22 protein-coding genes are annotated in these 25,096 nt (G+C 37.2%); 5 read left to right on the top strand and 17 right to left on the bottom strand.

From position 1 onward, the window contains the following. Positions 1 to 53: 53 nt before the first annotated feature. From LC418_RS05655 to LC418_RS05645, 3 genes are all read right to left on the bottom strand, one after another. The gene (locus LC418_RS05655) at positions 54 to 464 is read right to left on the bottom strand and encodes an Rrf2 family transcriptional regulator (RefSeq protein ID WP_111959116.1); all 411 of its coding nucleotides are present in this window, start codon (positions 462 to 464) and stop codon (positions 54 to 56) included. Between the two features lie 66 nt (positions 465 to 530). After that, positions 531 to 1,481 carry a hypothetical protein gene (locus tag LC418_RS05650; RefSeq protein WP_223558392.1) on the bottom strand — a complete coding sequence of 317 codons (951 nt, stop codon included), beginning with the start codon at positions 1,479 to 1,481 and terminating at the stop codon, positions 531 to 533. Positions 1,482 to 1,746: 265 nt separating this feature from the next. Beyond that, positions 1,747 to 2,181: an FKBP-type peptidyl-prolyl cis-trans isomerase gene (locus LC418_RS05645; protein ID WP_111959114.1), complete on the bottom strand. Its 435-nt coding sequence runs from the start codon at positions 2,179 to 2,181 to the stop codon at positions 1,747 to 1,749. Positions 2,182 to 2,539: 358 nt separating this feature from the next. Between LC418_RS05645 and LC418_RS05640 the strand changes: the two genes are divergently transcribed. Next, positions 2,540 to 3,544, top strand: coding sequence for a catalase family protein (locus LC418_RS05640; RefSeq protein ID WP_223558391.1), 1,005 nt, complete (start codon positions 2,540 to 2,542; stop codon positions 3,542 to 3,544). 72 nt (positions 3,545 to 3,616) lie between these two features. On the opposite strand, the gene LC418_RS05635 is transcribed toward LC418_RS05640, so the two are convergent. From LC418_RS05635 to LC418_RS05595, 9 genes are all read right to left on the bottom strand, one after another. Further along, positions 3,617 to 4,030 carry a nuclear transport factor 2 family protein gene (locus tag LC418_RS05635; RefSeq protein WP_223558390.1) on the bottom strand — a complete coding sequence of 138 codons (414 nt, stop codon included), beginning with the start codon at positions 4,028 to 4,030 and terminating at the stop codon, positions 3,617 to 3,619. 4 nt (positions 4,031 to 4,034) lie between these two features. Beyond that, positions 4,035 to 4,562, bottom strand: coding sequence for a TetR/AcrR family transcriptional regulator (locus tag LC418_RS05630; protein WP_223558389.1), 528 nt, complete (start codon positions 4,560 to 4,562; stop codon positions 4,035 to 4,037). Between the two features lie 166 nt (positions 4,563 to 4,728). Further along, positions 4,729 to 5,772, bottom strand: coding sequence for a TerC/Alx family metal homeostasis membrane protein (locus LC418_RS05625; RefSeq protein ID WP_111959110.1), 1,044 nt, complete (start codon positions 5,770 to 5,772; stop codon positions 4,729 to 4,731). 163 nt (positions 5,773 to 5,935) lie between these two features. Further along, the gene (locus tag LC418_RS05620) at positions 5,936 to 6,544 is read right to left on the bottom strand and encodes a TerD family protein (protein WP_111959109.1); all 609 of its coding nucleotides are present in this window, start codon (positions 6,542 to 6,544) and stop codon (positions 5,936 to 5,938) included. A gap of 59 nt (positions 6,545 to 6,603) precedes the next feature. Then, positions 6,604 to 7,401 carry a hypothetical protein gene (locus LC418_RS05615; protein ID WP_223558388.1) on the bottom strand — a complete coding sequence of 266 codons (798 nt, stop codon included), beginning with the start codon at positions 7,399 to 7,401 and terminating at the stop codon, positions 6,604 to 6,606. Positions 7,402 to 7,566: 165 nt separating this feature from the next. Beyond that, positions 7,567 to 8,736 (bottom strand): toxic anion resistance protein, encoded by a 1,170-nt coding sequence (locus LC418_RS05610; protein WP_174772335.1) that lies wholly within the window; start codon positions 8,734 to 8,736, stop codon positions 7,567 to 7,569. Between the two features lie 2 nt (positions 8,737 to 8,738). Next, positions 8,739 to 9,296: a TerD family protein gene (locus LC418_RS05605; protein WP_111959107.1), complete on the bottom strand. Its 558-nt coding sequence runs from the start codon at positions 9,294 to 9,296 to the stop codon at positions 8,739 to 8,741. Then, positions 9,286 to 10,110 carry a phosphoribosyltransferase family protein gene (locus tag LC418_RS05600; protein WP_223558387.1) on the bottom strand — a complete coding sequence of 275 codons (825 nt, stop codon included), beginning with the start codon at positions 10,108 to 10,110 and terminating at the stop codon, positions 9,286 to 9,288. Before LC418_RS05600 ends, LC418_RS05605 begins: the two co-directional genes overlap by 11 nt. A gap of 6 nt (positions 10,111 to 10,116) precedes the next feature. Continuing rightward, entirely contained in the window at positions 10,117 to 10,785 is a 669-nt protein-coding gene (locus LC418_RS05595; RefSeq protein ID WP_223558386.1) for an HAD family hydrolase, read from the bottom strand. Between the two features lie 512 nt (positions 10,786 to 11,297). Between LC418_RS05595 and fusA the strand changes: the two genes are divergently transcribed. Further along, positions 11,298 to 13,364 (top strand): elongation factor G, encoded by a 2,067-nt coding sequence (gene fusA / locus LC418_RS05590; protein ID WP_223558385.1) that lies wholly within the window; start codon positions 11,298 to 11,300, stop codon positions 13,362 to 13,364. Between the two features lie 373 nt (positions 13,365 to 13,737). Here fusA and LC418_RS05585 read toward each other — a convergent pair whose 3' ends face one another. Next, positions 13,738 to 15,273, bottom strand: a complete 1,536-nt coding sequence (locus tag LC418_RS05585) for a SulP family inorganic anion transporter (RefSeq protein WP_223558384.1) — start codon at positions 15,271 to 15,273, stop codon at positions 13,738 to 13,740. Positions 15,274 to 15,858: 585 nt separating this feature from the next. Here LC418_RS05585 and LC418_RS05580 point away from each other — a divergent pair. Both LC418_RS05580 and LC418_RS05575 read left to right on the top strand, forming a co-directional pair. Then, entirely contained in the window at positions 15,859 to 16,290 is a 432-nt protein-coding gene (locus tag LC418_RS05580) for a transposase (protein WP_111959102.1), read from the top strand. Beyond that, positions 16,271 to 16,651, top strand: a complete 381-nt coding sequence (locus LC418_RS05575; RefSeq protein ID WP_223558383.1) for a helix-turn-helix domain-containing protein — start codon at positions 16,271 to 16,273, stop codon at positions 16,649 to 16,651. The genes LC418_RS05580 and LC418_RS05575 overlap by 20 nt, the downstream gene beginning before the upstream one ends. Positions 16,652 to 17,565: 914 nt before the next feature. Here the strand turns inward: LC418_RS05575 and LC418_RS05570 are convergent. Further along, positions 17,566 to 17,802: a phosphate ABC transporter substrate-binding protein gene (locus LC418_RS05570; protein WP_223558382.1), complete on the bottom strand. Its 237-nt coding sequence runs from the start codon at positions 17,800 to 17,802 to the stop codon at positions 17,566 to 17,568. A gap of 365 nt (positions 17,803 to 18,167) precedes the next feature. After that, entirely contained in the window at positions 18,168 to 19,685 is a 1,518-nt protein-coding gene (locus LC418_RS05565; RefSeq protein ID WP_223558381.1) for a TROVE domain-containing protein, read from the bottom strand. 371 nt (positions 19,686 to 20,056) lie between these two features. On the opposite strand from LC418_RS05565, the gene LC418_RS05560 reads away from it, so the two are divergent. Beyond that, complete coding sequence (locus LC418_RS05560) at positions 20,057 to 20,506, top strand: VOC family protein (protein WP_223558380.1); 450 nt, start codon at positions 20,057 to 20,059, stop codon at positions 20,504 to 20,506. Positions 20,507 to 20,542: 36 nt separating this feature from the next. Here LC418_RS05560 and LC418_RS05555 read toward each other — a convergent pair whose 3' ends face one another. Both LC418_RS05555 and LC418_RS05550 read right to left on the bottom strand, forming a co-directional pair. Then, positions 20,543 to 21,886, bottom strand: a complete 1,344-nt coding sequence (locus LC418_RS05555; protein ID WP_223558379.1) for an SWIM zinc finger family protein — start codon at positions 21,884 to 21,886, stop codon at positions 20,543 to 20,545. 4 nt (positions 21,887 to 21,890) lie between these two features. Beyond that, positions 21,891 to 24,587, bottom strand: a complete 2,697-nt coding sequence (locus tag LC418_RS05550; RefSeq protein WP_223558378.1) for a DUF6493 family protein — start codon at positions 24,585 to 24,587, stop codon at positions 21,891 to 21,893. Positions 24,588 to 25,096 lie beyond the last annotated feature (509 nt).

Raw genomic sequence — 25,096 nt, 5'->3', positions numbered from 1 at the left:
ATTTTAAAAATTAAATTGTAATAAAACTTGTTACATTTTGGGTTAAAAAAATTTTATTCGAACTGCTCCGAAAATTCTTTCAGGGACTTATCGCCTAAAAATTGAGTAACCAACTGATCCGTTTCTTCAAATAAGCTATTTAAATGGATATTGATCTCTTTACCAACACTGCATGCAGGATTGGGATTCTGATTTTTTTTGCCTAAAACCTCTGTATTTTTTACAGCTCTGTAAATCTCTGAAATACTGGTCTGTTCTGCATTTTTGGCAAGTTGGCTTCCCCCGTCTTTTCCCTGTCTGCTGACAATCAGGCCTGCTTCTCTCAATACGCTGATCTCTTTTCTTACAATCGCCGGATTGATATTGATGCTGCCGGCAATCCATTCAGAAGTGAGCCACTCCTGAGGGCTTTTTGCCAATAAGGTCATAATATGTATTGCCGTAGCAAATCTTGTATTGTTCATTGTAATTACAGGACAAAGGTAAACAAATTTTTAAATGTAACAAATTTTATTACAGTTAAATTTTTCTTAAAGGATTAATTTATCCAGATCCAGCAGCAGATAATTGATGTTCTGGTTAATGGTTCTTGTTGCAGACTGCATCTGATTGAGCATGGCAGCACGGTTATGAAGATCATCTGCCCTGTAAAAGCCTCCATCACTGAAAATCACAGACTGATCCGCTTCCGCTTTATTGTCATCAAACTGATAATGAAGCCATCTTTCCTTCATATTACCAATTATAGAATGTGCTTCTTTATTGGAAAATTTCTTCTCTGTATACATATACCAGATGAATGGCGGAAAATTCGGGGATTCCAGTTTTCCTCTCCAAATATCTCTCAACAGGTTTCTCTGATGGATAAATTCTACTTTTTTGCCTTTCGGATTAAGGGTCGCAAGCCCGAAACCTGCTCCCAGAACCCCTCCACTGATGTCAACAGCATTGCTCCAGCCTCCATCACTGATGATTCCTCCGGCCACAGAGGCAGCCGCTCCTGTTACAATAGAAAGCAGAATCAGCTTATTATTTTTGGAATCGTTAAGATTATCCACATAATTTCCTATTTGTGCCACCCTTTCTCCTTCACAGTCAAATTCCGCAGCAACGGCATCCAGTTCTGTAAGGGCAATAGTGATTTTGCTGTTGATCTTGGTTTTAAGCTGCAGTACTTTAACCTGGGAAGCAATGGATGAGTCTTTTTTAAGATCAATAATTTGATGAACCTCATCCAGATTATCCAAGGCATTCAGAATAAGGATACTCTGATCGGAAAACAGGCCCTGTAGCTCTTTATTGGCAGCCAGAATAGAATCCGAATTATAGGATGGGATTCTGTTGCTGTAATTATATTTGAAAGGTGCCTTACAGTAACTGTCCTTCAGCGTAAGGATATTTTGCTTAATCACCTGATTCTTTTTGGAGACACAGGAAGCTAACAGACTGAATACTGCCAAAAAGTAAAAGAGTTTTTTCATTCAGTTTATATTTTTTGCTTTGGGTAATATTGTTGGGTAACCGCAAAGGCACAAGAGATTAATGGTTTACTTTTTTTAGGGCGCAAAGATTTTATCTCCGATAGAATTTAAAACTGCATATTCTGTATACCATTTTCCGGGGTTCCCTGAAACCTTAAAAAATTACAACCATCTTTATTTTTTAATAATTGATCAACACGAATATAATACAAATAAAAAAAATTACCTGAAATCAGGTAATTTTTTAAGCTATTTTTAAGCAGGATTATTTTATATCCAACAGTTCCACTTCAAAAACCAGAGTAGAATTCGGTCCTATTTCTTTGCTGATCTGCTGATCCCCATACGCTAAATGTGGAGGAAGGATCAGTCTCCATTTACTTCCAACAGGCATTAACTGAAGAGCTTCTGTCCATCCTTTAATTACCTTATTTAAAGGGAAGGATGCAGGAGTTCCTCTTTTTACGGAGCTGTCGAAAACCTTACCGGAAATAGTCGTTCCGTGGTAATGGCACTTTACTGTGGATTTAGGCCCTGGTTTCGGACCATTTCCTTCGGTAATGATCTCATATTGCAAGCCGCTCGGCAACTGTACAACACTTTCTCTCTTACCATATTCTTCCATATATTCTTTACCATCATTAAGATTCTTTTCGGCAAGTTCTTTTTTCTTTTTAAATAACATATCTGCTACTCCCATTATTGATATTTTTTACAAAGATAAGGGTTTTGGGGAGAACGGAAGAGGGAAGCTGGAAGATAGAAGTTATGGAGGTAGATGGTAGGGATAATAGTTAAAATGTTGCTGGTTATCGGTTTAGAATATAATGAAGAAAAAATTTACATCACCGCCAGCTAATGGGTAAATAAAGAGTTCTTCCATCTTCAGGCTTCCATCTCCCCTCCTTTCAGCTAAACCACAGACTAACAACAATTTCCATCCCGATTCTTCCATCTTCTCTTTCCAATCTCATTCTCTGCCGGAAAATTCAAACACTTTTAACACTGGGTTAACACAGATTCGGAAACTTGGCGTTATAATTGGATTTAAAAACTAAATGCCACAACCACTAAAATATAATAAGAAGTTTGATGAGCTAAATGAAGAGGAAAAACAACTTCTCGAAATCAATAAAAAGTCGATTGCCGACTTTGTTGAGCAGTCCTCTTCTATAAGCGATGTCAACTATGCTACCAGAAACGCTCATGCAAAAACGTATGCAGCAGCTGATGGCACATTCATTATTGATAAAAATATTCCTGAAGAACTTTTTCAGTTTTTTGACGGTGAAAGATTTGACCTGACCATAAGGATTTCGAATGCTAATCTGAAGATAAATACGACTGAAAAAGATATTCCCGCCTATGGATTCGCAGTAAAAGTAAAGGATGAAAACGGTGATCTGATCGCCAATTTTCCACTTGTTAATTTTCCTTTATTTCCTACCAATTCGGTTTCTCATTTTCTGAAACTGTTTACTGCGGTCAACCGGTTGTATATGAAAAAATGGAGAGGTATGTTCTCGCTGGCCGCTCAGGCTGTTAAGATGATTCCTTATTTTTTTACGCTGTCTTTTTTCAAAAACATTATAAAACTTCTGGGCAAAAGGAATGATTTTATTCTATCTTTTGATTATCATTCTGTGGGCGCCTACCGTCTCGGTGAAAATATGATTAAGATAAAGCTGGTTCCAAAGTCCGTCAATAAAAAATTTGGCAGGAAACTCAAGATGAAAGATGCCTTGAAAAGCTATTTTCAGGATAACAATTATACAGCAGAGGTCTTTATACAGTTTTGCTATGACCTGAAAAGCCAACCAATCAACCGGCTGAATGTCGAATGGAAAAATTCTCCTTACATTAAGATTGGGGAAGTGATCATCAACCAGGGAGCACTGCTTGATCCCCGAGACTGTACCAATGAGCTGCTTTCATTCAACCCATTTGAAAGTAAACCTTTTTTTCAGCCTGTGGGAAAGATACAGAAACTGCGTGATGAGGCGTATAAGGTTTCTTTGCAGACGAGAAGGAAAATTAATAAGCTGCTGAATAAGCATCAATAAATCAGGGCTTTATTTTTAGCTGGATTTGATATTTTCAATAAAAGACTGCTCAGGTGAGCAGTCTTTATACCATTATTTAAATTTCCGGTCTTCTTCCCGGATGCTTACATCATTAATACTTGCATATCTTTTCTGCATAAGGCCATTCCCATCAAACTCCCAGTTTTCATTTCCGTATGCTCTGAACCATTTTCCATCTTGGGTTTGGTATTCATATTCGAAACGGACAGCAATACGGTTGTCTGTATGGGCCCAATATTCTTTTTTAAGCTTATAGTTAAGTTCTTTTTGCCATTTTTTCTGTAGAAAAATAACGATTTCCTCTCTTCCGTTAATGAAAGTATCCCTGTTTCTCCATTCACTGTCAACTGTATAAGCTTTGGATACTTTCTCAGGGTCCTGACTGTTCCAGGCATCTTCTGCCATCTGTATTTTTTCTATTGCCGTTTCAAGGGTGAAGGGCGGAAGCGGGTGTTTCTGTTCCATATTTTTAAGGAATTAAAGTGTTGATTATTTTTTTTGAACTTTCTATGAATTCATTGGACTTAAAAAGCTGGCTTTCTATGAGACTGCTTTCAAACAATAAATAAATATGATCTGAGAGAATATCATCCATAAAAAGTTTTGTGAAATAATGTCTAAGGTCTGTTTTATGATGCTGGATGACGTTTAAAATTTCAGCATTATTCATAGGTATTTCTGACAGAATATTCAGGAAACTACATCCCTGAAAGTTTTCTTTCTGATTCATATGGATCAGAAAATCGAAAGATCTCAGGACTTTTGATTTCGTGGTCTCTTCCTGTGCGCAAAAATGATTCAATTCATTGAACCAATATTGATGTCGTACATTGAGGTATTCTACACACAGGTCATCCTTAGATTTAAAGTACTGGTAGAAACTTGCTTTTGCTACTTTTGCTTCGGAAATAATCTGGTTGATGCCTGTGGAATTATACCCCTGCTTACCAAATAAACCAGAAGCTGTCTGAACAATTCTATCTCTTGGTGATGCCATCTGTTTTAATTTATAGGACAAATGTACAATAAAATTCAATACATACAGACAAGTCTGTCTATTTTTAACACTATTATTTTAATTCAAAAAACTTGTGACTTTTCATAAAAAAGCCCTTGAAAATTTAATATCAAGGGCTTCTATTTTTAAAGAAAATTCTTAAAATTTATTGATCTTCCAGCTTCTCTTTTTCCTCATCTTCTTTTTCAGGGAACATAATGGATAAAAGAACAGAAAGCAATAATACTCCTCCCACGATTCCCAATGAAACCGGAGATGAAATATGAATCCATGGTGCAATCAGCATTTTTACCCCGATAAATGAAAGGATAATAGCCAGTCCGTAAGAAAGCTTGCTGAACATGTGGATAAAATTCGCCAACAAGAAATATAATGATCTTAATCCTAAGATCGCAAAAATATTGGATGTATACAGGATGAACGGGTCATTGGAAATGGCAAAGATTGCTGGAATAGAATCTACCGCGAAAAGAACATCGGTAAATTCAATAACTCCCACCACTACTAAAAGCGGTGTTGCCATCTTGATTCCGTTTTGGATCGTGAAGAATTTATCACCATCATAGTTATCGGAAACTTTCCAGAAACTTTTGATCAGTCTTGCACCGGCCGTATTGCTGTAATCTTCATCATCTTCACCATCTCCTTCACCCCAGGATTTGATTCCGGCATACACAAGGAAGAGACCGAAAAGGGTCATCACCACATTAATTTTCACCGCTTCTCCGAAAATATTCATTTCAGGAAGATACGTCAGGTTAATAAGTCCTACTCCTGCGAAGATAAATATTGCTCTGAATATCAGTGCTCCAATAATTCCCCAGAAGAGAACTTTGTGGTGAAGGTATTTCGGAACTTTAAAGAACCCGAAAACAAGGATGAATACGAATAGGTTATCCACAGAGAGAGCCTTTTCAATCCAGTAGGCGGCCTGATACTGCGTAAATTTTTCTACGGCCACGGCATGGCTTTCAGGAGATCCGTCTGTATTGAAAACCCAATACACTACTCCGGAAAATATCATGGATAATGAAATCCATACGATAGACCAGATGGTAGCTTCTTTGGACGATACTTCATGGCTTTTTTTGTTGAATACTCCTAAATCCAGGAGCAGCATGATAACGACTGTTATTGCAAATCCCCACACCAAGCCCGGGTGCAATTCTAAAATACTTTGATGTTCCACTTCAGTTTATGTTATTATATGATAAAAGCAATAGATGTACGGCATGCACAAATATTGCTAATTTTTAATTATTTTAATTCAATATGTAAGTTTTGGCTCAAGCCGTAAAACTATTCATTTTTTTTGAATGAGACAAAGCCTATTCTTACTGATTATCTATCGATTATAAATAATTGGCCTGAACTGTCTGAATCGTCTGCTCCAGCTTTCTGTCTGAGGTAGGGTCACCGATCGCGTTGAACTTCCATTCACCGTTTCTTTTATAGAAAACACCCATGACCATGGCAACATGTCCTTTGAATGAAGCATCGTTGGCAATATCATATTTAGCGAAAACCTCTCTTACGTTGGTAGGAGTTCCTTCATAGATACGGATAGAAGCGAAAGGAATTGTTCCAAAATCCTGCCCCTGATAGCTGTTCAGTACCAGTGCAACATGTTCCACGTTCGGCTCCAGCTGGCTGAAGTCCACTGTGATCACTTCATTATCCAGTCCATCGTCCCCGTTTACGTCTCCGGTAAGGTCGTCCCCGCTATGTCGTACAGAACCGTTTCTAGATTTCAGGTTTCCGAAATAGATTACTTCTGTAAGCGTTTTGTTTGAATCAAATAAGATACAGCTTCCGTCTAAGTCTACTGCTTCTTTTTTAGTTCCGAAAAGTCCTTTTTTCTCAATTGCTCCCCAGTTGATTCCCACACAGGCTTGGGTAAGCTCGGCACCGTTTTCCTTTTTCAGGTTTATTCTTTGACCTTTTTGTAAGTTAATAGCCATTTTTTTATGGTTTAGTATTGTTATTTTATTGTTGGGCGAAATGATAGCTTTCTTTCGCTTTAATTATTATTTAAATTCAGATTAAGCATGGCACGCAGGATATTCGTTTCTTCGTCGAAATCAAATATTTTGCTCATAATATCTATATTTTCCAGGTTTTTGAGATAGTCTTTCAGTACATTTTCCACTTCTGCAGGAAGCATTCGCTTTCTTTCATTGATGGAATTTTCCAACAGCTCGTTTTTATTTTTCAGCTGGTTGATGATCGTTGTCTGGTTCGACTGGTTTTCGGAAATATCTAGTTTTTCCAGATCACCGTCAAACAGGTAAAGTTTTTTCTCATCAATACCAAAAATAAAATAATCATCCGACTGAAATATTCTGAAGAGCTCATATTCATAAGTCCCAATCAGATAACCGCAAACAAAGCGTACCTTGAAATTCTGGATATTCAGTCTTCCCAAAAGTTTCCTTTCTATTGCATAATCTTTATACTGATAGGCCGGAAAAGGCTGGGACTTCAGCTGTTCTTCATCTGCATTAGTCCTGTAGAACTCTTGTCCGTATTTTTTATGGAAATACAGAACCTTGTTCCAATCTGCCGTAAAGATATTTTCGGTAAGATCTTTATAGAGCGTTTTCAGATGTTGGGAAAATACGCCGCTGTACATTTTCCGTTCGGTCTGAAAGCTGTCTCCACGCCTTTCTTCAAAACCTTCAATATATTTATTATTGACATCAATTTCGTTAATCACAGCCAGCATATCATTTTCCTTCTGCCTTTTGATCTTAGTGAGAAGTTCTATGAGGCTGTCGGTATACTGCAGGTGAAACAGTTCCAGTTTCTTGTAGTCCAAAGCCTTATTTTCCTGAAATAAATTGTGTATAATATCTGTTTTGATGTAAATAGATATGATATCAATATGTTCAAAAAAATTAGCAAGAAGTTTAAGCTTTGTTAATCTTCTTTTACTCTGAGACATTATGGTTGCTGCATCATCCCCCACCTTGGTATTCTGTTATTAACCTCTGACGTTTGCTTTTAATTCATGTTCCAGTGTCTGAAGATCCTGATCCAGTTTTCTTCTTCCTTCAGCACCTTGCTTTTGGATCTGTTTCACTTCATTCAATGTATTGATCAACATGGAAGTCGTTTCTCTCAATGTTTCTACCGATACGATGGTCTGCTCGTTCGCTCTCGCTACATTCACTGAATTCTGACCCAGACGTTCTGCATTTTTCTTCAGAATCGCTTCCGTAGTGGAAGATACCTTTTGCTGGATCTCGATATTCTGCTGCTGTCTGTACATGGCCACGGCCAGTGAAAGCTGGTTTTTCCAAACCGGAAGTGTTGTAGTAAGAATTGTCTGTGCTTTTTCAGCAATAGAAACATTGTTATTCTGTACCAGTCTGATCTGCGGAAGTGACTGCATCATGATGATACGCACTACTTTAAGGTCAGCCATTCTTCTGTCTAATCTTGCGATGAAATCTCTCTTATCAGCAATCTGATAATCCTGGTAGCTTTGCGGGTCAGCTTCCATTTGGGCCAATTCCCCTGCGGCTCTTTCCATTCTTACATTTCCCGCGATCACAAGGTCTTCAATTTGCTTGATGGAATTCACATTGCTCTCAAAAATTGTCTGTAAAACAGCGTTGTCTTTGGTAGACGTTATAATTCCTGCGTTTACTTTATGAGCAATCTGTTCGATATTGTTGATGATCTTATCATATTTCGCGAATAGATTTTCTACCTGCGAAACAATTTTTTTCATGAATGGGATCTTGCTGAGGAAGCTTTTCACTTTATTCTGTTGAAGTTCATCAACATCTACGTAGTTCAATTCTACCAACAGATCATTGATAAGCACTCCCACTTCTCCTGAGTTGGATCTTCTTACATTTCCTAAAAAGCTGTCACTCTGGTTGGATAAGGTTTTCTGAAGCTCTGCTCCGTAATTTACGATGGAGCTTGGATTGGTCTCATCGATGGAATTGGCAAGAACCTCATACTTTTGGCGTTCTTCTACCTGCAGCTGATTCAGATTTACATTTCCTTCTTTATCCACAAGAACCGCTGGTGCCGTATTTTGTACAGGCTGGCTCGGTGGAGCCATTGGGGTGGGTTCGAATGTTTTAAGAGGTTCAATTGATCCCATTGGATCTATGGGTTGATTGTCCTGGTTGTCCATAATTACTTTTGATAAATTGATACGAATTTGTCAAGGCCGTCTCTCTGACCAGCTCCAACAGCTTCAAATTTCCATTCTCCGTTTCTGTTGTAAATTCTTCCGAATTCCACTGCAGTTTCAATAGAGAAATCCTCGTCTAATTCATATTTCAGGATTTCTTCGTTGGTATCAGTATTGAAAATTCTGATGAAAGAATTTCTTACCTGTCCGAAGTTTTGTTTTCTTGCATCAGCATCGTGGATCGTCACCACTACCGTAATTTCCTGAATTGCTGAATCTATTTTTGTAAGATCTATCTTGATCTGTTCATCATCTCCTGAACCCTCTCCTGTAAGGTTATCCCCTGTATGGATCACAGATTTGTCCGGAGATTCTAAATTATTATAGAAAATAAAGTGATTGTCTGAAACCAGCTTTTTGTCCTCGCCAAGCAAAAATAAAGAAGCATCAAGGTCAAATGCTGTTCCTGTAGAAGTATTATTGATATCCCATCCTAAACCTACAGTGAATTTAGGTGCGTTAATGTTTTCTCTCTGTCCTTTTTGTAAGTTAATAGCCATAATATAGTTCCGTTTGTGTTAAAGTATTAATGTTATTTTCGTATTCTTTTATTAAATGATAATTATTGCTGATGGCCAGCTCAAGAAGCAGGTCCATCTGCTCCTTTTTTACTTTAGACGTAAGATAGTCAAAATTACTTGAATCCAGGCCTAAAATATATTTTACGATCCTTGTGTTAAATTCAAAACTTGCCTTTCCCATTACTTCTGCGACGTGTTTTACATTTTTCACGGCATAATAATTGAAATGGTTTTCGATTTTCGGATCAATATCAAAGTTCATCAGTTCCGCATAATAGAGAAACATAAAATCTGCTTCCACATTATACTCATTCAAAATCCTGCTCACTGTATATTCGTGGCTTCCTGTGATTTTTATATCGTCTATAAAAATACAAAGTTTTCCACGTAAAAAGTCCTTATCAATATAATAAGTATCATTCGCAATCAGATTTTTACGGTCTTCAAAATTAAGGTTCCCATAATCCGTAATATAGGTGTGGTTACGGTTGATTTTGGAGATAATACTGGATCTCATTCCTTTCTGAAACAGGTACAGATCCAGATGCTTTTTAAAGAAAAAACATAAAAAATTAGAAGCCGTAGGAATGGCCATATACGGACTTGGCAGAACCACAATCTCTTTTTCTGTGTTTAAAAGGTCTGCATGTTCTGCAATAAATCCGTTGAATAATTCTTTAGCAAACTTTTCAGCATACGACTTATCGCCATACTTGAAATAGCTGTATTCCTCGGGTGAGAAACTGAACTCATCCGCCGAATGAATGTGGTGTAAGCTGTATCTTTTATTCATAGTAATTTAGTGTTTAAGTAAATGGGCACTGAAGCCAAAATCTTTTGCGCCCTTATAATCTGCCACGGGATTGTCTCCAATGTGCAGGATACGGTGCATAGGAAGATCCCGGTCTTTAAGATTATTTTTCACTTCCTGGAAAATAAGAGGATTCGGTTTGGAAATATTGATCTCATCTGAATAAATATGGAAGTCTATATACTGATCCAGCTCCTCCTGAATCAGAAATTTCCTCATTGTTCTCCCTTTGATAAATCCCGTATTGCTCAGAATATTAACCGTCTTTCCCTCATTCTTGATCTGATCAAAAAATTCTTTTATATTTTCGAAAATGATAACAGGCTTATATTCTAAAAACAGGTCTTCACTTTTCAGATAAAAGCCGTTCAGTATTTCTTTATCCAATTGTTTTACATCTACATCCAGCGAACCCAGAATCAGTAAATACATTTCAAAAGTATCAATATTTCCACCTGTAACTTCATTGACTGTATTGCAGAGATCATCATAATATTTTACAGTCTTCGCAACTTCTTCTACAGGTTTGTTAATATCAAAAAACGAGGTGAACAACTCAACTCTTTTTGTTTTAAATTCAGGGTGAGATTTGATTAAGGTGAGCCACAGGTCAAAAGAAAAATGACAGTGGTTGTGAATGTCGATATCCGTTTTCAATAGTTTTAAGTTAAAAGTTTTATTTAGCTTTCTTGAAAAAGATTTAAAATTGTTTAATCATCAACAAGTGTTTCATTGGGTATTCTTCCCAAAGATAAAATTTTTCTTAGAAAAGCATGATGTACTTCTCTGTTTTAAGAAATTTTTATGAATTTTCACCTGTTTTTCTATTGATTTCAGTTGGGCTTAACAATTTGTTTAAATTCGCTGATCAAAAAATTTTTCTAAAAAATTTTGGACAATTAAAAAAATTATCTAATTTCGCAACCGATTAAAAATCAACAATGTCAACAACAATGATAAATATAATAACTTTAAGTAACCCTGTGAGAGCTGTGTACTCTGGCAGCACTCAATATTTATCTGAATAGTTCCTTAGATCTTTTTATTACTAAAAATATATTGAAGACCTATCTGTTCAGATGGGTCTTTTTTGCTGCCTTATTTTCCAGACCTCAAACGAGGAGAATACCTGTTTGTATTCTCAAAATCAACAATTTAAATTCAGCAAAATGAAATATAGCACAAGAAATATAGGAATCATAGCACACGTAGACGCAGGAAAAACCACTTTAACAGAAAGGCTTCTTTATTACACAGGTCTCATTCATAAGATTGGAAATGTAGACGATGGAAATACCACCATGGATAAAGACATCCAGGAGAAAAACAGAGGAATCACCATTTCATCCGCAGCTGTTTCCACACAATGGAAGAAAGGAGAAACGGTTTATAACATTAATATCATCGATACACCCGGACATATCGATTTCGCAGTAGAAGTCGAACGTTCCTTAAGAATTCTGGATAGTGTTGTTGCTGTGTTCTGTGCCTCTTCAGGTGTTCAGCCACAAACTGAGAATGTTTGGTTCCAGGCTGAGAAACACGGAATTTCAAAGATATGCTTCATCAATAAAATGGACAGAATCGGAGCGGACTTCTTCGCCGTTCTTAAGGAAATTGAAACAAAACTGAATACAGTTCCTATGGCGCTTCAAATCCCAATGGGGGCTGAAGACCAATTTGAAGGAGTGATTGATTTAATCAGACAGAAAGCTTTATACTGGACAGATGAAAACGGGGAAACCATTATCGAGAAAAAAATTCCTGAGAACTACAAAGCGGATGCTGATGAATACAGGATGAAATTAATGGAAACCCTCGCGGAATACGATGAAACGTTTTTTGAGATTTTCATGGATCCTGAACACAACATTGCTGAGGAAATGATTACTGAAGCTTTACAAAAGGTTTGCAGGTCAGGAGCTGCGGTTCCGGTTCTTTGTGGTTCTGCCTTTAAAAATAAAGGGGTACAGCCGCTTTTGGATGCTGTAGTTACTTATTTTCCGGCACCGGATCAGCTTCCTGCCGTTCAGGGAAAAGACCCCGATACGGAAGAAGCTGTAGAATTGGTAAGAAATGAAGCTGAATTCTTTTCGGGACTTGTTTTTAAAGTCGTGATCGATAAACATATGGGAAGACTTGCCATGCTCCGTTTGTATTCCGGTTCGATAAAATCCGGTGATACGGTTCTGAATGTAAGGACAGGGGAAAGTTTCAGGATATCGAGAATTCTGAAGCTGCAGTCTGATAAAACTTTATCGATAGAAGAAGGAAAAGCAGGTGACATTGTGGCTTTAACAGGAATTAAGGACGCCAAAACCGGAGATTCTTTATCAGCGGTAGAGAAACCTGCCCTTCTGGAAGCGATTACCATTCCTGCTCCTGTAATCAGGGTTTCAATAGAGCCTAAAACAAACAGTGATGAGAAATCTTTCGGTTTGGTTCTGGCTAAAATTCAGGAAGAAGACCCTTCTTTAGTGGTAGAAAGAGACCTGCAGACCGGAGAAACTTTGTTGAGCGGTCTGGGTGAACTTCACCTTGAAGTCACTCTTGAAAAGATCCGTCTGAATCATGGTATAGAAGTCAATCAAGGGAAACCTAAAGTGTCTTACCGTGAGATTTTAACGGAAACCAGAACCCACAGGGAAAAGCTTTCGAAGCAAAATGGTGGAAGCGGACAGTTTGCCGATATCACTTTTGAGATCGGACCAAGAGAAAATAATGAACCCGGATTGGAATTCATTAATCTGATCAAAGGAGGTGTTATTCCGGGTGAATTTATTCCTTCCGTAGAAAAAGGTTTCAGAGAAGCCATGGAAAACGGACCATTGAAAGGTTATCCTTTGGAAAGTATGAAGATCAGACTTCTGGACGGTTCTTTCCATGACCAAGATTCTGCTGCATTTGATTTTGAAAATGCAGCGAGAGACGGATTCAGAGCGGCTGCTTTATCATGCAGTCCTAAACTTCTGGAACCGATCATGCAGGTTGAAATCCAGAGTATTGAAGAGTACACGGGCGCTGTAACGGCTGATATCAACCGAAGAAGGGGAATTATTTCGTCCATTGATGAAAGATCAGGAAGAAAGATTTTCACGGCGGAAGTTCCGTTGGCTTCTACGTTCGGATATATTTCCGATCTGAGAACTCTGACGAGTGGAAGAGCTTCGATCAGCATGAAACTGTCGCACTATGCTTTAGCGCTGGATTTCATTGCCAATACATTAGTAACCTAAAAAACGGGGGCTGTAAAATGATTTTACAGTCCTTGTTTGGTTATTGCAGGGTGAAATGTGAATGGTCAATTGTGAATTTTTGCGTACTATTTAACCACAAAAGTCACAAAAGATTTTAATTCTAAACACTTTAGCTTTAGTTTCAAAAGTTTTACCATCCTGAAAACAAGAAGATCACATAAGTGAAAAATCAAAGATTTTCATAAAACTGTAGTGCACTTTATGCGAATGATATATTCAACTTAAAAAGCTTTTGTAACTTTTGTGGTTGATGCTTTGCTTCCCACAGATTTCTCAGTTGAAACAGATTTTTAAATTTCTGAATCTCTAAATCTTTTAATTCTTAAATTTTTAAATCTTTCAGTCTCCCCCCTTATTCCGGCATCACCTTATAAGTAGGATCTTCCTGAATATTGACTTCAATCACGGCCTCTGCATTTTTCAGCATGGCACGGCAATCTTCACTGAGGTGGCGCAGATAGAGCTTTTTGTTTTGCTGACTATATTTTTTAGATAGTTTATCCAAAGCATCAATAGCACTCATATCCACAATGCGGCTTTCTCTGAAATCTACTACAACTTCATCCGGATCATCCATCAGATCAAACTTATCCATGAATGCAGTTACTGAACCAAAAAATAAGGGGCCGTATATTTCATAATGCTTTACTCCATTTTCGTCGATAGATTTCCTTGCCCTGATTCTCTTGGCATTATCCCACGCAAAAACCAATGCAGCAATTATAACGCCTACAAGCACTGCCAGTGCAAGATTGTGAAGGATAATCGTTATCAGGGCTACAGTAATCCCTACAAAAATATCGGACTTCGGCATTTTATTGACGATCCGGATAGAAACCCACTGAAATGTACCTATGGCAACCATCATCATAACTCCCACCAATGCTGCCATTGGTATTCTTTCAATAAACGGAGCTCCGAATAAGATGATAGCAAGGATCATTACCGAACCTATAATCCCGGACAGTCTGGCCCTTGAACCTGCATTGAGATTGACCAATGTCTGTGCTACCATGGCACAGCCTCCCATTCCTCCGAAAAAACCATTGGTAATATTGGCTATTCCCTGTGCTACAGACTCTTTGTTGGCATTTCCTTTTGAATTGGTGATCTCATCTACCATGGATAACGTAAGAAGAGATTCGATAAGACCAACCCCAGCCATCACCAAAGCATAGGGAAAAATGATCTGCAGCGTTTCTAAGGTAAAAGGAATTTGCGGGATATGAAAACTTGGAAGATTTCCACTGATGTGTGCTATATCTGCTACAGTTTTTGTAGGAATATTAAAACCAAAAACCACCGCAAAAACTACGATAATTGCCACCAAAGATGCAGGAACAGCTTTTGTGATCTTAGGAAAGAAGTATACAATAGCAATGGTAAGAGCTGTGAGTCCTGCCATAATATATAAAGGCATTCCCTGACGCCAGCTGATGGCTCCTGTGCTGTCTGTTATTTTAAACTGTTCTATCTGGGCCATAAAAATAATGACCGCGAGACCATTCAAAAAGCCGTACATTACAGGCTGCGGAATGAGCCTCACAAATTTCCCAAGCTTAAAAACTCCGACAAGTATCTGAAAAATTCCGGCAAGGGCAACGGCGGCAAAAAGGTATTCTATTCCATGAGATTTTATCAGAGCGATCAATACAACAATAGTGGCTCCGGCTCCTCCCGAAACCATTCCGGGGCGGCCTCCTAAAATTGCCGTGATAAGTCCCATCATAAAGGCAGCATAAAGCCCTGTAAGCGGGGACAATCCGGCCAGAATCGCAAAAGAAAGTGATTCAGGGATCATGGTCATGGCCACTGTAAAACCTGCCAGAAGTTCGTTTTTATAATTTATTTTTTTCGAAAAATCGAATAAGCTTATGGTATTTTTCATTGAGCTGCAAAGGTATATACTTGAAAGATGGAATGCAATTACAATGTTTAAACTTTTTGATTGAAATAATTCACATACCCGTATAATTAATATGTTAATTTTATTTAAAATTCATTCTGAAAGAGATTTTTTATGCATTTTTAGGAATTAGGTTCTATTTTTTCTTTAAATTTGAAAACTAACAGGCAGATTATTCACTATCAATTAACATTTTACGGATAGTATGATCTGCCCATACTAAGGTTAATAGTTGAAAATATTACGAAAACTGTATGAAAAAGTTTTAAAGACATATTCCTACAGAATATGATAAAGGCACATGAATCAATGACTAAGAATACAGCAATTGAAAAATTGAGGTATAAAATATTTTTTAAGACATAGAGCCTGAAACAATATCGGCCGGTCATCCCTCTAACTGTCGACTGTACATATATCAAAGTATGGTACTAAGCTTAAATTTCTTTTTTGCTGCCGCTGAGATTTTCTCGACGTACCCGTATTTTAAATGTGCTGTCATTCGCCGGAATGTAATATATTTTCTATTTTCTTTAATTCATGAATTAAAAAAATAGTACTCAATAAATGTTATATAAAGAAATTCATATAGGAAAGTTTATCAAGGAGATGGTTGATGAAAATGAGGTATCTATGGAAAGGATCTGCAATTTTCTCAATAAGGATGATAAATTTATTGAAAATGTATACCAAAGCAAATCCATAGATACGGATTTACTTTTGAGATGGAGCAAGCTACTGGAATATGACTTTTTCAGACTCTACAGCTCGCATCTTATCCTTTATGCACCTCCATCTGCAGTGAATAAGAATCAAAAGAAATCTGATAAGATTCCTTATTTCAGGAAGAATATTTATACTCAGGAGATCAAAGATTTTATTCTGAAAAGGATTCTATCCGGCGAGATGACCTACGGTGAAGTCATCAAAGAATATTCTATCCCCAAAAGCACGCTTCACAGATGGCTTCAGAAAAATAATGATAATAATAACGGATAAACAGAAATTCTTTATGCGTCCCAATTACAAAAAGATATATTATGATATGCTGAGGCTGGAGCATCCGGAAAAGCTGAAAGATCCAAAGATCAAAGAGCTCTTAGGAAAGCTGAATACCACAGAAGATGTGTTAAATTTCAACGAAAAGATTTTTGAGCAGTCGAAAGAAAGCCAGATCAACAATCAGAAGCTTAGAACTTATGATAAGGAAACCATGTTCAAGCTTTTACAGTATCAGAATAAGCATGGTTTTTCTACCAGCTACATGTCACGAAAATATAAGATCAGCAGAACAACGATCATGAACTGGAAGAAAGCTTTCGAAGAAGAAATAGAACAAGTAATTAATGCCGGCGAATAATTCGCCGGCATTTTTGTAAAAGGTAATGAATTGCAATAAGTAAGGAAGCTTGATGCAAGAAGAGGGAAGTTATCAAAGTTGAAAACTACAACTGTAACCAAACTATATTATTTTTTAAGACAACTCCATAAAATTCTCTGGTAACTGCCTGAAATTATTATAACCTATAGTTAACTCTCATCTTCATTCTTCCATCTTCCTGTCGTTTAATTTTTTAAAACAAGGCAACAGCTGAAAGTGTATAAGCGTGCTCTAACCAACTGAGCTACTCTTCCTATTGATAGACTGTGTTTTTTTTGTGGAAGAGACGGACTCGAACCCGTGACCCCGTCGTGATGAGCGAAGTAACACTGTTCTACGGCACTTGATATTAACCTTTTTTACTTTTAATTTATACTCTCATTTAAATGAGTGATTTTTATAAATCAAGGTAATACTGAAAGGATCTTTCTGCGTTTTGCTCTACCTGCTGAGCTACAATCCCGTTTACAACAAGGAAGGCAGGGATCGAACCTGCGGCCTAAACGTTTAACAATCGAAGTATGATCCTAAAACGACACTTGATTATTTAAATTTTCATGATTATTTATTTTTACTTAATGGTTGATTTTAATTGATGTCATATTTATCTAAATGATATTCCTTTTTTTTAAATCAAGGTAACAATGAAAGGATCTTCCGTGCATTTGCTCTACCTTCTGAGCTACCTCTCCTTTTCGAGGGAAAAGGCAGGAATCGAACCTGCGACCCAATGTTTCAAAATCCCGAAGTATGATCCTAAAACGACACTTGATTATTTTTAAGCAGGGCATTCAGTTCAAACAGAAACTTACGGCAGAGTGATACCCTTACACCATCTGTTTCCAGAACAGGATTCGAACCTGTATTGCTGCCCCCAACGAAGCAATTCTGTTTTACGGCACCTGCTTTATATTTTTATAGTGAACCTTTCTATATTTTTTCCAGTTTCTCTGGTATTTTTCCTGACGGGAATTCACCGTTTCGAAGCCATGTGGAAAGCAATATGAACATCCCATTTTATCTCCATGCAGCAATCTTGAGATCTGTATGCCGGAAATTTTCTTTGGAAAATCAATAATACCATATTCATTGACTCCAAAAGCTTGCCTTAATACTTTTTCTATTTTCATATATTGAGAATTAACCTCAATACACTGCTTCTTTAAGACATGGTTTATAAATTTTCATGGTTATTTGTTTTTAAATTTTACTTTCCATTTTATAAAAACCAAGCAACTAGCCATAAGAGTCTTTGAATGTATTCAAATTGGAAGTTTGACGATGAAACTCTTATTGTACGGCATTGGTTTGTTTAAGCGGGCTATTAAGCGGAAAGATTTTGTTTCAAGTCGGAGTCGAAGAAGCTCTTTCCTTACGGCACCGGATCAATAACATTGCAAAGGTATTTCAGAAGTGCGCATTCTTTTTACGCAGTTAATTTTATTTCTGTTATTGTAAGATTAAAATCATTGATCATTGATGAAAGCAGCGCTTTTTACAGCACTACTTTTTTAATGATTTGAACGGCAGACTTTCTGTCTTCCAGGGCATTCAGTACATCGAAAACCTTGTCTGACCAGCCGGCAATAAGATATACGTCATTTTTTCTGATATCCAACGGCTGTTTTCCGTAACCTGCCAGATCAAAAATATACAATTTTGCATCCGGAGCAATACTTTTGTATCTGTTCCAGGAATCTTCAAAAGAATGTCTGGTCCCATTGCTGTTCCACAACTGAGTGTCGGTAAACACCATCACTTTATCTGCTCTCTCTCTTCTTTTGATCAGATCTTCAATCACCAGATAACCGTTGGTGGAATAACCTACTTCGCCTTCACGCTTGTAAAACTCATTCACGTTTCTCAGAATACCGTTTTTAGGCATCGGCACTCTCTTCCAGCTGTCACCAAACATACCGGTAATTACATTCTTACACTGTGACTGCAAGATCATAGCCAACAGTAATCCGATATCGTAAAGCAATACTTTACTTTTAGGAGAAACAGGCTGTTGCATAGAACCTGAAACATCCGCTGCAATAACCACCGAAGTGTTAAAACCAAAACCTTTAATGTTTTTTGCACTCACCATCACAGCATCTTCCAATGCTTCCAAAATGGATGACATGTAAGGTGAATCAAGAGTCTTCAGTTCTCTGTAAGCAGCTAAAAATCTGAACGGAAGCTGTTTTGAATTTATGACAGCTTTTTCGTTAGATAAATAGGTACAGACTTTATACATCGCATCAGAAGAAACACCTGCTTGTATAATATTTCTCAGGTTTCTTAAGGTTGCCATATAACCCAACTTATTACTGAAGATCAATTCTTCCCATTTATTTTTAAATGCCTGCTTTTTTTCGGTTTCATCAGCAAATTTTGTCTGACCTAAAACGGAAAGCTCAACTTCCCATGTGTAGGGAACTTCCAGAGTATCACCCACAATTTTGTTAAAAACTGCCTGCTGATCTTCATCTTTTGCTTTCGGGTGAACCAAAAATAAGGCATCTTTAAGCGTTACTTCTGCTTTTCTGTTGTATTTTGCGAACTGGTATTCATCAAATTTATTGAAAGACTTTGCAAGGCCTTTCTGGATCTGCTTGGAAAGCCTGTTTAGCTTTTTGGTTTCTGTTCTTTCATTAGCAATCTGATAGTAAGCTAAGAGTTCAGTGATTTCATCTGCCCTCTGAACAACACTATCTACTGTTTTGCTCACTAAGTCTGTACCTGAGGCTTGTTTTGCCAGTTCTGCAGTCAGCACCAGAGGAATAGAACGTAAATACATATCTTTTCTCGCATAAACCGCCAGCTTAGCAACAAATTCAGGGTCATTTTTTTTGATCAGAGATTTAATTCTTTCCAATCTGTCATTTCCTTTTTCATAAGATGTATTGGATAATCCTGTTGTAACAACAGCACTATATAGTTCTTCGGCAGGGGTCATACTAAATGCTTTTGCACCTTCGTAGTTCACTACGATATTTTTCTCTTTCTTTAAAAAATTAAATTTCATGAGTTACTGTTTTTTTGTTAAACATGTAGAGGATCCTCTTCCTCTCTGATTTCTGATGCAAAGTAAAAACAGTATTACGCAGTCTTTTTGCGCAGTAAATATTTATGTGATTTTTTTAATTGAGAAAATATTTCTCATAGATTTCTTGCACAGATTGTGGAAATTTGTACTTGGAAATTTAAGTTTTGGCTGAAGCTAATAGTTATGATTGCGTTTTGTAAGCGGGTTAAAGCCCACTCCTATTGAATTTTAATAATAAGTTCTTTTTTCTTTAAATAAAATTTTTCTATTACTCAATTCAAATAAAGGAATCACAGAACTTATATTGTTGGAGACGCATTGCCTAGCTTTGTGGGTATAAAAATAAAATTATGATCAAAGGATTATATGAAACCCACATTCAGGTAAGCAATTTAGAGAAATCTATCAAATTTTATACTGAGGTATTGGGATTGAAACTGGCACATAGGGATGAAACACGTCCCATTGCATTTTTGTGGATCGGTGAAGGTAAAGAATTCATGTTGGGATTGTGGGAACAGAAGGAAAACCTTCAGACAAGACATTTTGCTTTTTCAAGCAGCAAGGAGGACATCTTAAATCATTCTGCAAATTTTCTGAAGAAAAAAGAACTGAAGCCTTATAATTTTCTAAAAGACGGCAAAGATGAGCCTATGGTCTTTGCATGGATGCCAGCACTTGCCATCTATTTTAATGATCCGGACGGTAATCAGCTTGAATTTATTTCAGTCCTTGAAGGCGAAGGGAGACCGGAATTGGGCGTACTTTCCTATGAAGAATGGATGAAGATCCATGAATAAAAAGGACAGACTTATTTTCAGAAGCTGTCCTTTTAGTTAGTCATATATTAATTTCTTTACGGCCAGAACGTGTTTACATGGTCCTCTTTCGCCTTGGTATTTGCTGAACCATTCGCAAGTACACCGTTCTTTATCATGATCTATGATCACCGTGTGATGTACGTCGGTGCCTTCTACTCTGGCTTCGGTTCTGGCTGCAATTTTATTTAAAATCTCTACCTTTCCTTCTGCAATAAGCTTTTCTGCATTTTTCATCCGTGGATTTAAACCTGCAATTCTATTGAGCTTAAATGGCAGCCTTCGATAGAAAAATTCCTTATCATCCAGATCATAACCCAAAAGTCCCATAGCAGCCAATCTTCCTGTAAGGTTTTCTGTTTTTTTCAGACTTATATTTTCTTCTAAGGCAAATGCCGAAGGGTTAAAAGACTGATTGGCATAAGCGTATTTATCCAGTGCATTGATCCACTCATCAGAAATATTATCGATCAGGCTGTCCAGTATTGCTCCTTCCCCGGAAAATCCCCGCCAGGTTTCTCTTGACAATGAAAAGCTGAACTTTATATTTCCCATATAAAGCTGCCATGTAGTAGATTGCATGTCAGCATGTGGAAATACCTGCATCTGGTCAATATAAGGAAGAAGAGGTTCCAGCAGGCGCAACCTGTGAAGTCCGCCAATACAAATTGAATCGGCCGATTTTACCGGCGAAAACATGGGTTTATTTCCTCTGATGATTAGGTAGTAATCTGATTTTACAGATCCTTTCGGTATTCCTCTGAAGAGCTGCTGGGTCTGGATTTTATTAAAGCAATGAAGCTTTTCCGATTCGGACAGATAAATCTGAACAGTACTCAATCCTTTGATCCATTTTACAGGCAACGGAACCTTCCGTTCGATCACTTTTTCTTCTTCTTTGTAAAGTCCGACTTCTTTTTCTCCCACAGAAAGCATTATTTTTTCATTGGGACGTATACTTCCTAAAGCAGTAATCATCGACTGGTTAAAATCTACATTGGTAGTTCCATTTTCCAGAAATTCACCATGCAGACCATCCGGCAGTACATCTACTCTGGCGTAAACACCGGCACAGTGTGAAAATCCTTCAAAACGCAGCCTGCTGTTTCCGGCAGTAACGATAGGGTCTTTAAGCAAAGCCATATGAAACGGCGACAGGTTAAAGCTTGATTTCACAATATTAGAAAGTGTGATAAGGCATCTTGCCAATATAAACGGCTGGCTAACATCTCCCCAAAAAAAGCAGGGAGCATCTGTATTTTTCTGAATTTCGCTATACTTGGACAGGAATAATTCTTCGGATACATCTTTTTTTATCAGAGACGAGGGTCTATGATAGTTGTAAATGAGCATATCTTCCATTAATTTATTTTTTTAGAAGAAGATTGCAGGTTTTTTTCAGACTGGAATTATCTTTCCAGCTATTCAGTTTTTCTTTTAAGTTTTTATCGGGCTCTGATTGATTCAAAGCTAAAACCTCGTTGTAAATATCCAATATTTTTTTAAGATTGGTAACCGGGTTCTCCATCTGCAGCAAAATATGAGTTAGAAGCTGTTCCAGCGCGAGATTGTGATCTTTACTGACGTTAAGCATCTGGTGTTGTACAAGATCTGCAAATCTCTTTACAGGAGCCCATTCCAGTTTTTCATGAAGCCCGACAACCTGTCCCAAACGGGCATTATCCATTACTTTATGGGAAACATGTTCCAGCCAGATTTCAGCAGCAGTTCCGCGGATCACTTTGTCTCCGTCCAGGAAAACAGTTCCCAGAAACAGGTACCCCATTGAATCCAGAGGCTTTTTCATCTGATGCAGTGCCTGTGCCGTACTCAGAACAAGTCCTCTTTCGTAAACTTCTGCGATCCCTGAATAAAACAGACAGTTTTTAATGATTCTGGCAAAAACATTTCCAGGCGTATTGGGAAAGCTCCATATAAAGGACGGGGTCTCAGAAATATCTTTCTGTTCTGAAATAAAGTATTCTAAGAAAAGCTGATGTTCTCTTTTTTTTAAGTGATATTTGGGAACGTTGATATTAAGCTCGACAGGATAATAGGAATTCTTTTTGCTGTCTATGGTTTTCCATTTATAATTACCGGTAAGGAATTCTTTAGGAATATCATCATACCCGAAGTCTTTGAATTGTTCAAAAACTTTTTCCGGAGAGCGTGTAATTCCTGCAGTCATCCACCATGAAGGATGTTCAATTTTTCCTTTCGGAGCAGAGTCTTTGTTAAAGAAGAAAAGCAGAAGCTCTTTATATTCCCCTTTTAATTTCTCTTCAGCCTGCTGTAAGGCGTCTGAGGTTTTTTCCAGTGAACAGCGCTGCAATGCAAGCTGTACATCCAAATCATGGGGCTTTATATTTTTATTCTGATAAATTTCAAATCTTTCTACCAATGCTTCGGGGCTTATCCAGCATGGTTCATGGGTTACTGTAGACAGCAGAGGAGTTTGATCTCCTGATGTAATCTTATCAAAAATATGTATTGCAATATGTTTGAATGGCTCCATGGCCAATCCTCCGGCATAGATATCTTTGATGGGTCTCAGCTTTTTATGATAGGAAGAATAAGCCTCTCTTGTGGCTTCGTCTTCACGGGTTTTTTTATATATTTTTTCCAGACTTTTAAGCTGAAATGGAAATTTTTCTAATAATGAAAGTCCGTAATTAATAATCAGATTGCACAGTAATACATTAAAATGGTGTACTTCCCATCTGGCAATAGTTTTACATGCTTTTTGAAATACGGGTTCAAACAGTTTTACAGAATTTGCATCAGCTTCATCAGCAAAACGTACAAGTCCTGCCAGGGAAATATCGTAATAATGCGTTCCGGGATTTTCTATGGCTTGTGGAAGAAGAAACATGAGGTCTTCAAAGCTTTCGGGTTCCTTAACTTTGCATTCTTTATTGATGAGTTCCAGCGTTTCTGTTTCAACAGCATCCAGCTCCAGCTTCCTGTTTTCTATGTATTGAACCAGCCCCGGCCTTACATTAGCCAAAATATTATCTTCGTAATGAGACAGAGCTTCTTTTATTCCTTTTGATACAGGGATATATTTAATAATAATTTTTGCTGCTTTGGTCTGTATACTTTCGTCTTTGTTTACAAATGCTGCACTTAAGGCTGTTGTCAGATTTTGTGTATCAGTTTTCTTTTTCTGAAAGATTTTTTCAGTGACTGCCAGGCTGGCTGCCACAACTGTTTTAACTTCTGAACTTAACAGATTAGGAAGAAAATATGAAAATTCACCGGTTCTGAATGCCGGATACTGAACTATTTTTTTTAATTGAGCAAGTATAGTATTAACCGCTTTGGACTGTACGGAAGCCAGCCCTGCCATCAGTTCGTCCTGCAGAATGATCAGCTCCTCATCAGAAGGTTTCAGAATATTGAATGCATCCATGAACCATCCTGTCACATTTTTATTAAAATTCCTGTTTGCGGCCAGAAGGCATTCTCTGAGGAATCTTTTTCTTTCAATTTTATTTTCAGCAATCAGTTTTTGAACCAATGGAAGCCATTCTCTTTTAAAAGGCAATGATTTTGAAGGAAATTCGCACAGGTACCAGAAATGGATTCCCAGTGTTTCCGGAAATTTTTCCAGATCATATGGATGAAGGCTTAAATGGTACCCAAGAAGTTCGGGTCTGGGCTGTACATAGCCTTTTTCTGCCCAGCCTAAAATATCATGGTAATTAAATGCTGTAAACTCTGCATCTATGGAGTCATTAATAAAATCCGAAAACCAATGCGGACATCCCCACTCCAGTATTTTTTCGGTTTGCTCTTTATCCCTGAAAAGACTCCAGTAATTTTTCCCGTAATGCTTCTGATCCATACAGACAAAAGATGCGATATCAATAATAGAATGCTGATCTGCAGAACCGGCAGTGTGATAGGAGTTTTTCGTCATTACAATCTTGCTGATCTCCCGGTCCAGTTTTTTTATGGTCGGGACCAGCGCTTTCTTTTCTTCTTCTGTAAGCTGTTTTAGAAGTGGAATAATCTCATGTACTCTTTCCTCATTAAGGATCTCATAAAATCTTTCTTTCATTTGTTTTTTAATTTGATAATAATTTTTTTCAGGTTATTTTTTGTTTTTTGCATTCGTTTAGCCGTCCGGCTACAGCCTGGTCATATAATTTATCATAAGATCTTTGGTACTGTGGCAAGTATAGAAATGTTGTTATGCCCCAATTTTTATTTAAGAATTTCTTTAGAATTACTGAAGTTCTTTTTTTTCTTTTGAGGTTCACTTTATAAGAAAAGGAATAATTTTCCTGATTTTATAGTGTAAATAAATCGCCTTTCGTTCATCTTCAATAAGTATAATTCCAAACTCAGGGACTAAAATAATAAAAAATGTCTGACAGACATGAAATTAACCTTTTAAAGTGATTTTTTTTAACAAAAAATTATGTTTTCAATGACAGTTTAAGGGGCATTTCTGAATAAAAGTTAAAAAATTTCTTTTTAATTTTCCAGGCTTTTTATATTTGATGATGTAAAATAAATAATATTCGGAATATTATTTATACAAAAAAACTCCCTTAAAAAAGGGAG

It is taken from the genome of Chryseobacterium lathyri (assembly GCF_019970085.1).
Taxonomy (GTDB): Bacteria; Bacteroidota; Bacteroidia; order Flavobacteriales; family Weeksellaceae; genus Chryseobacterium; species Chryseobacterium lathyri.
Note: the sequence above shows the minus strand (reverse complement) of the source record. Positions and strands in the feature narration are given on the sequence as shown.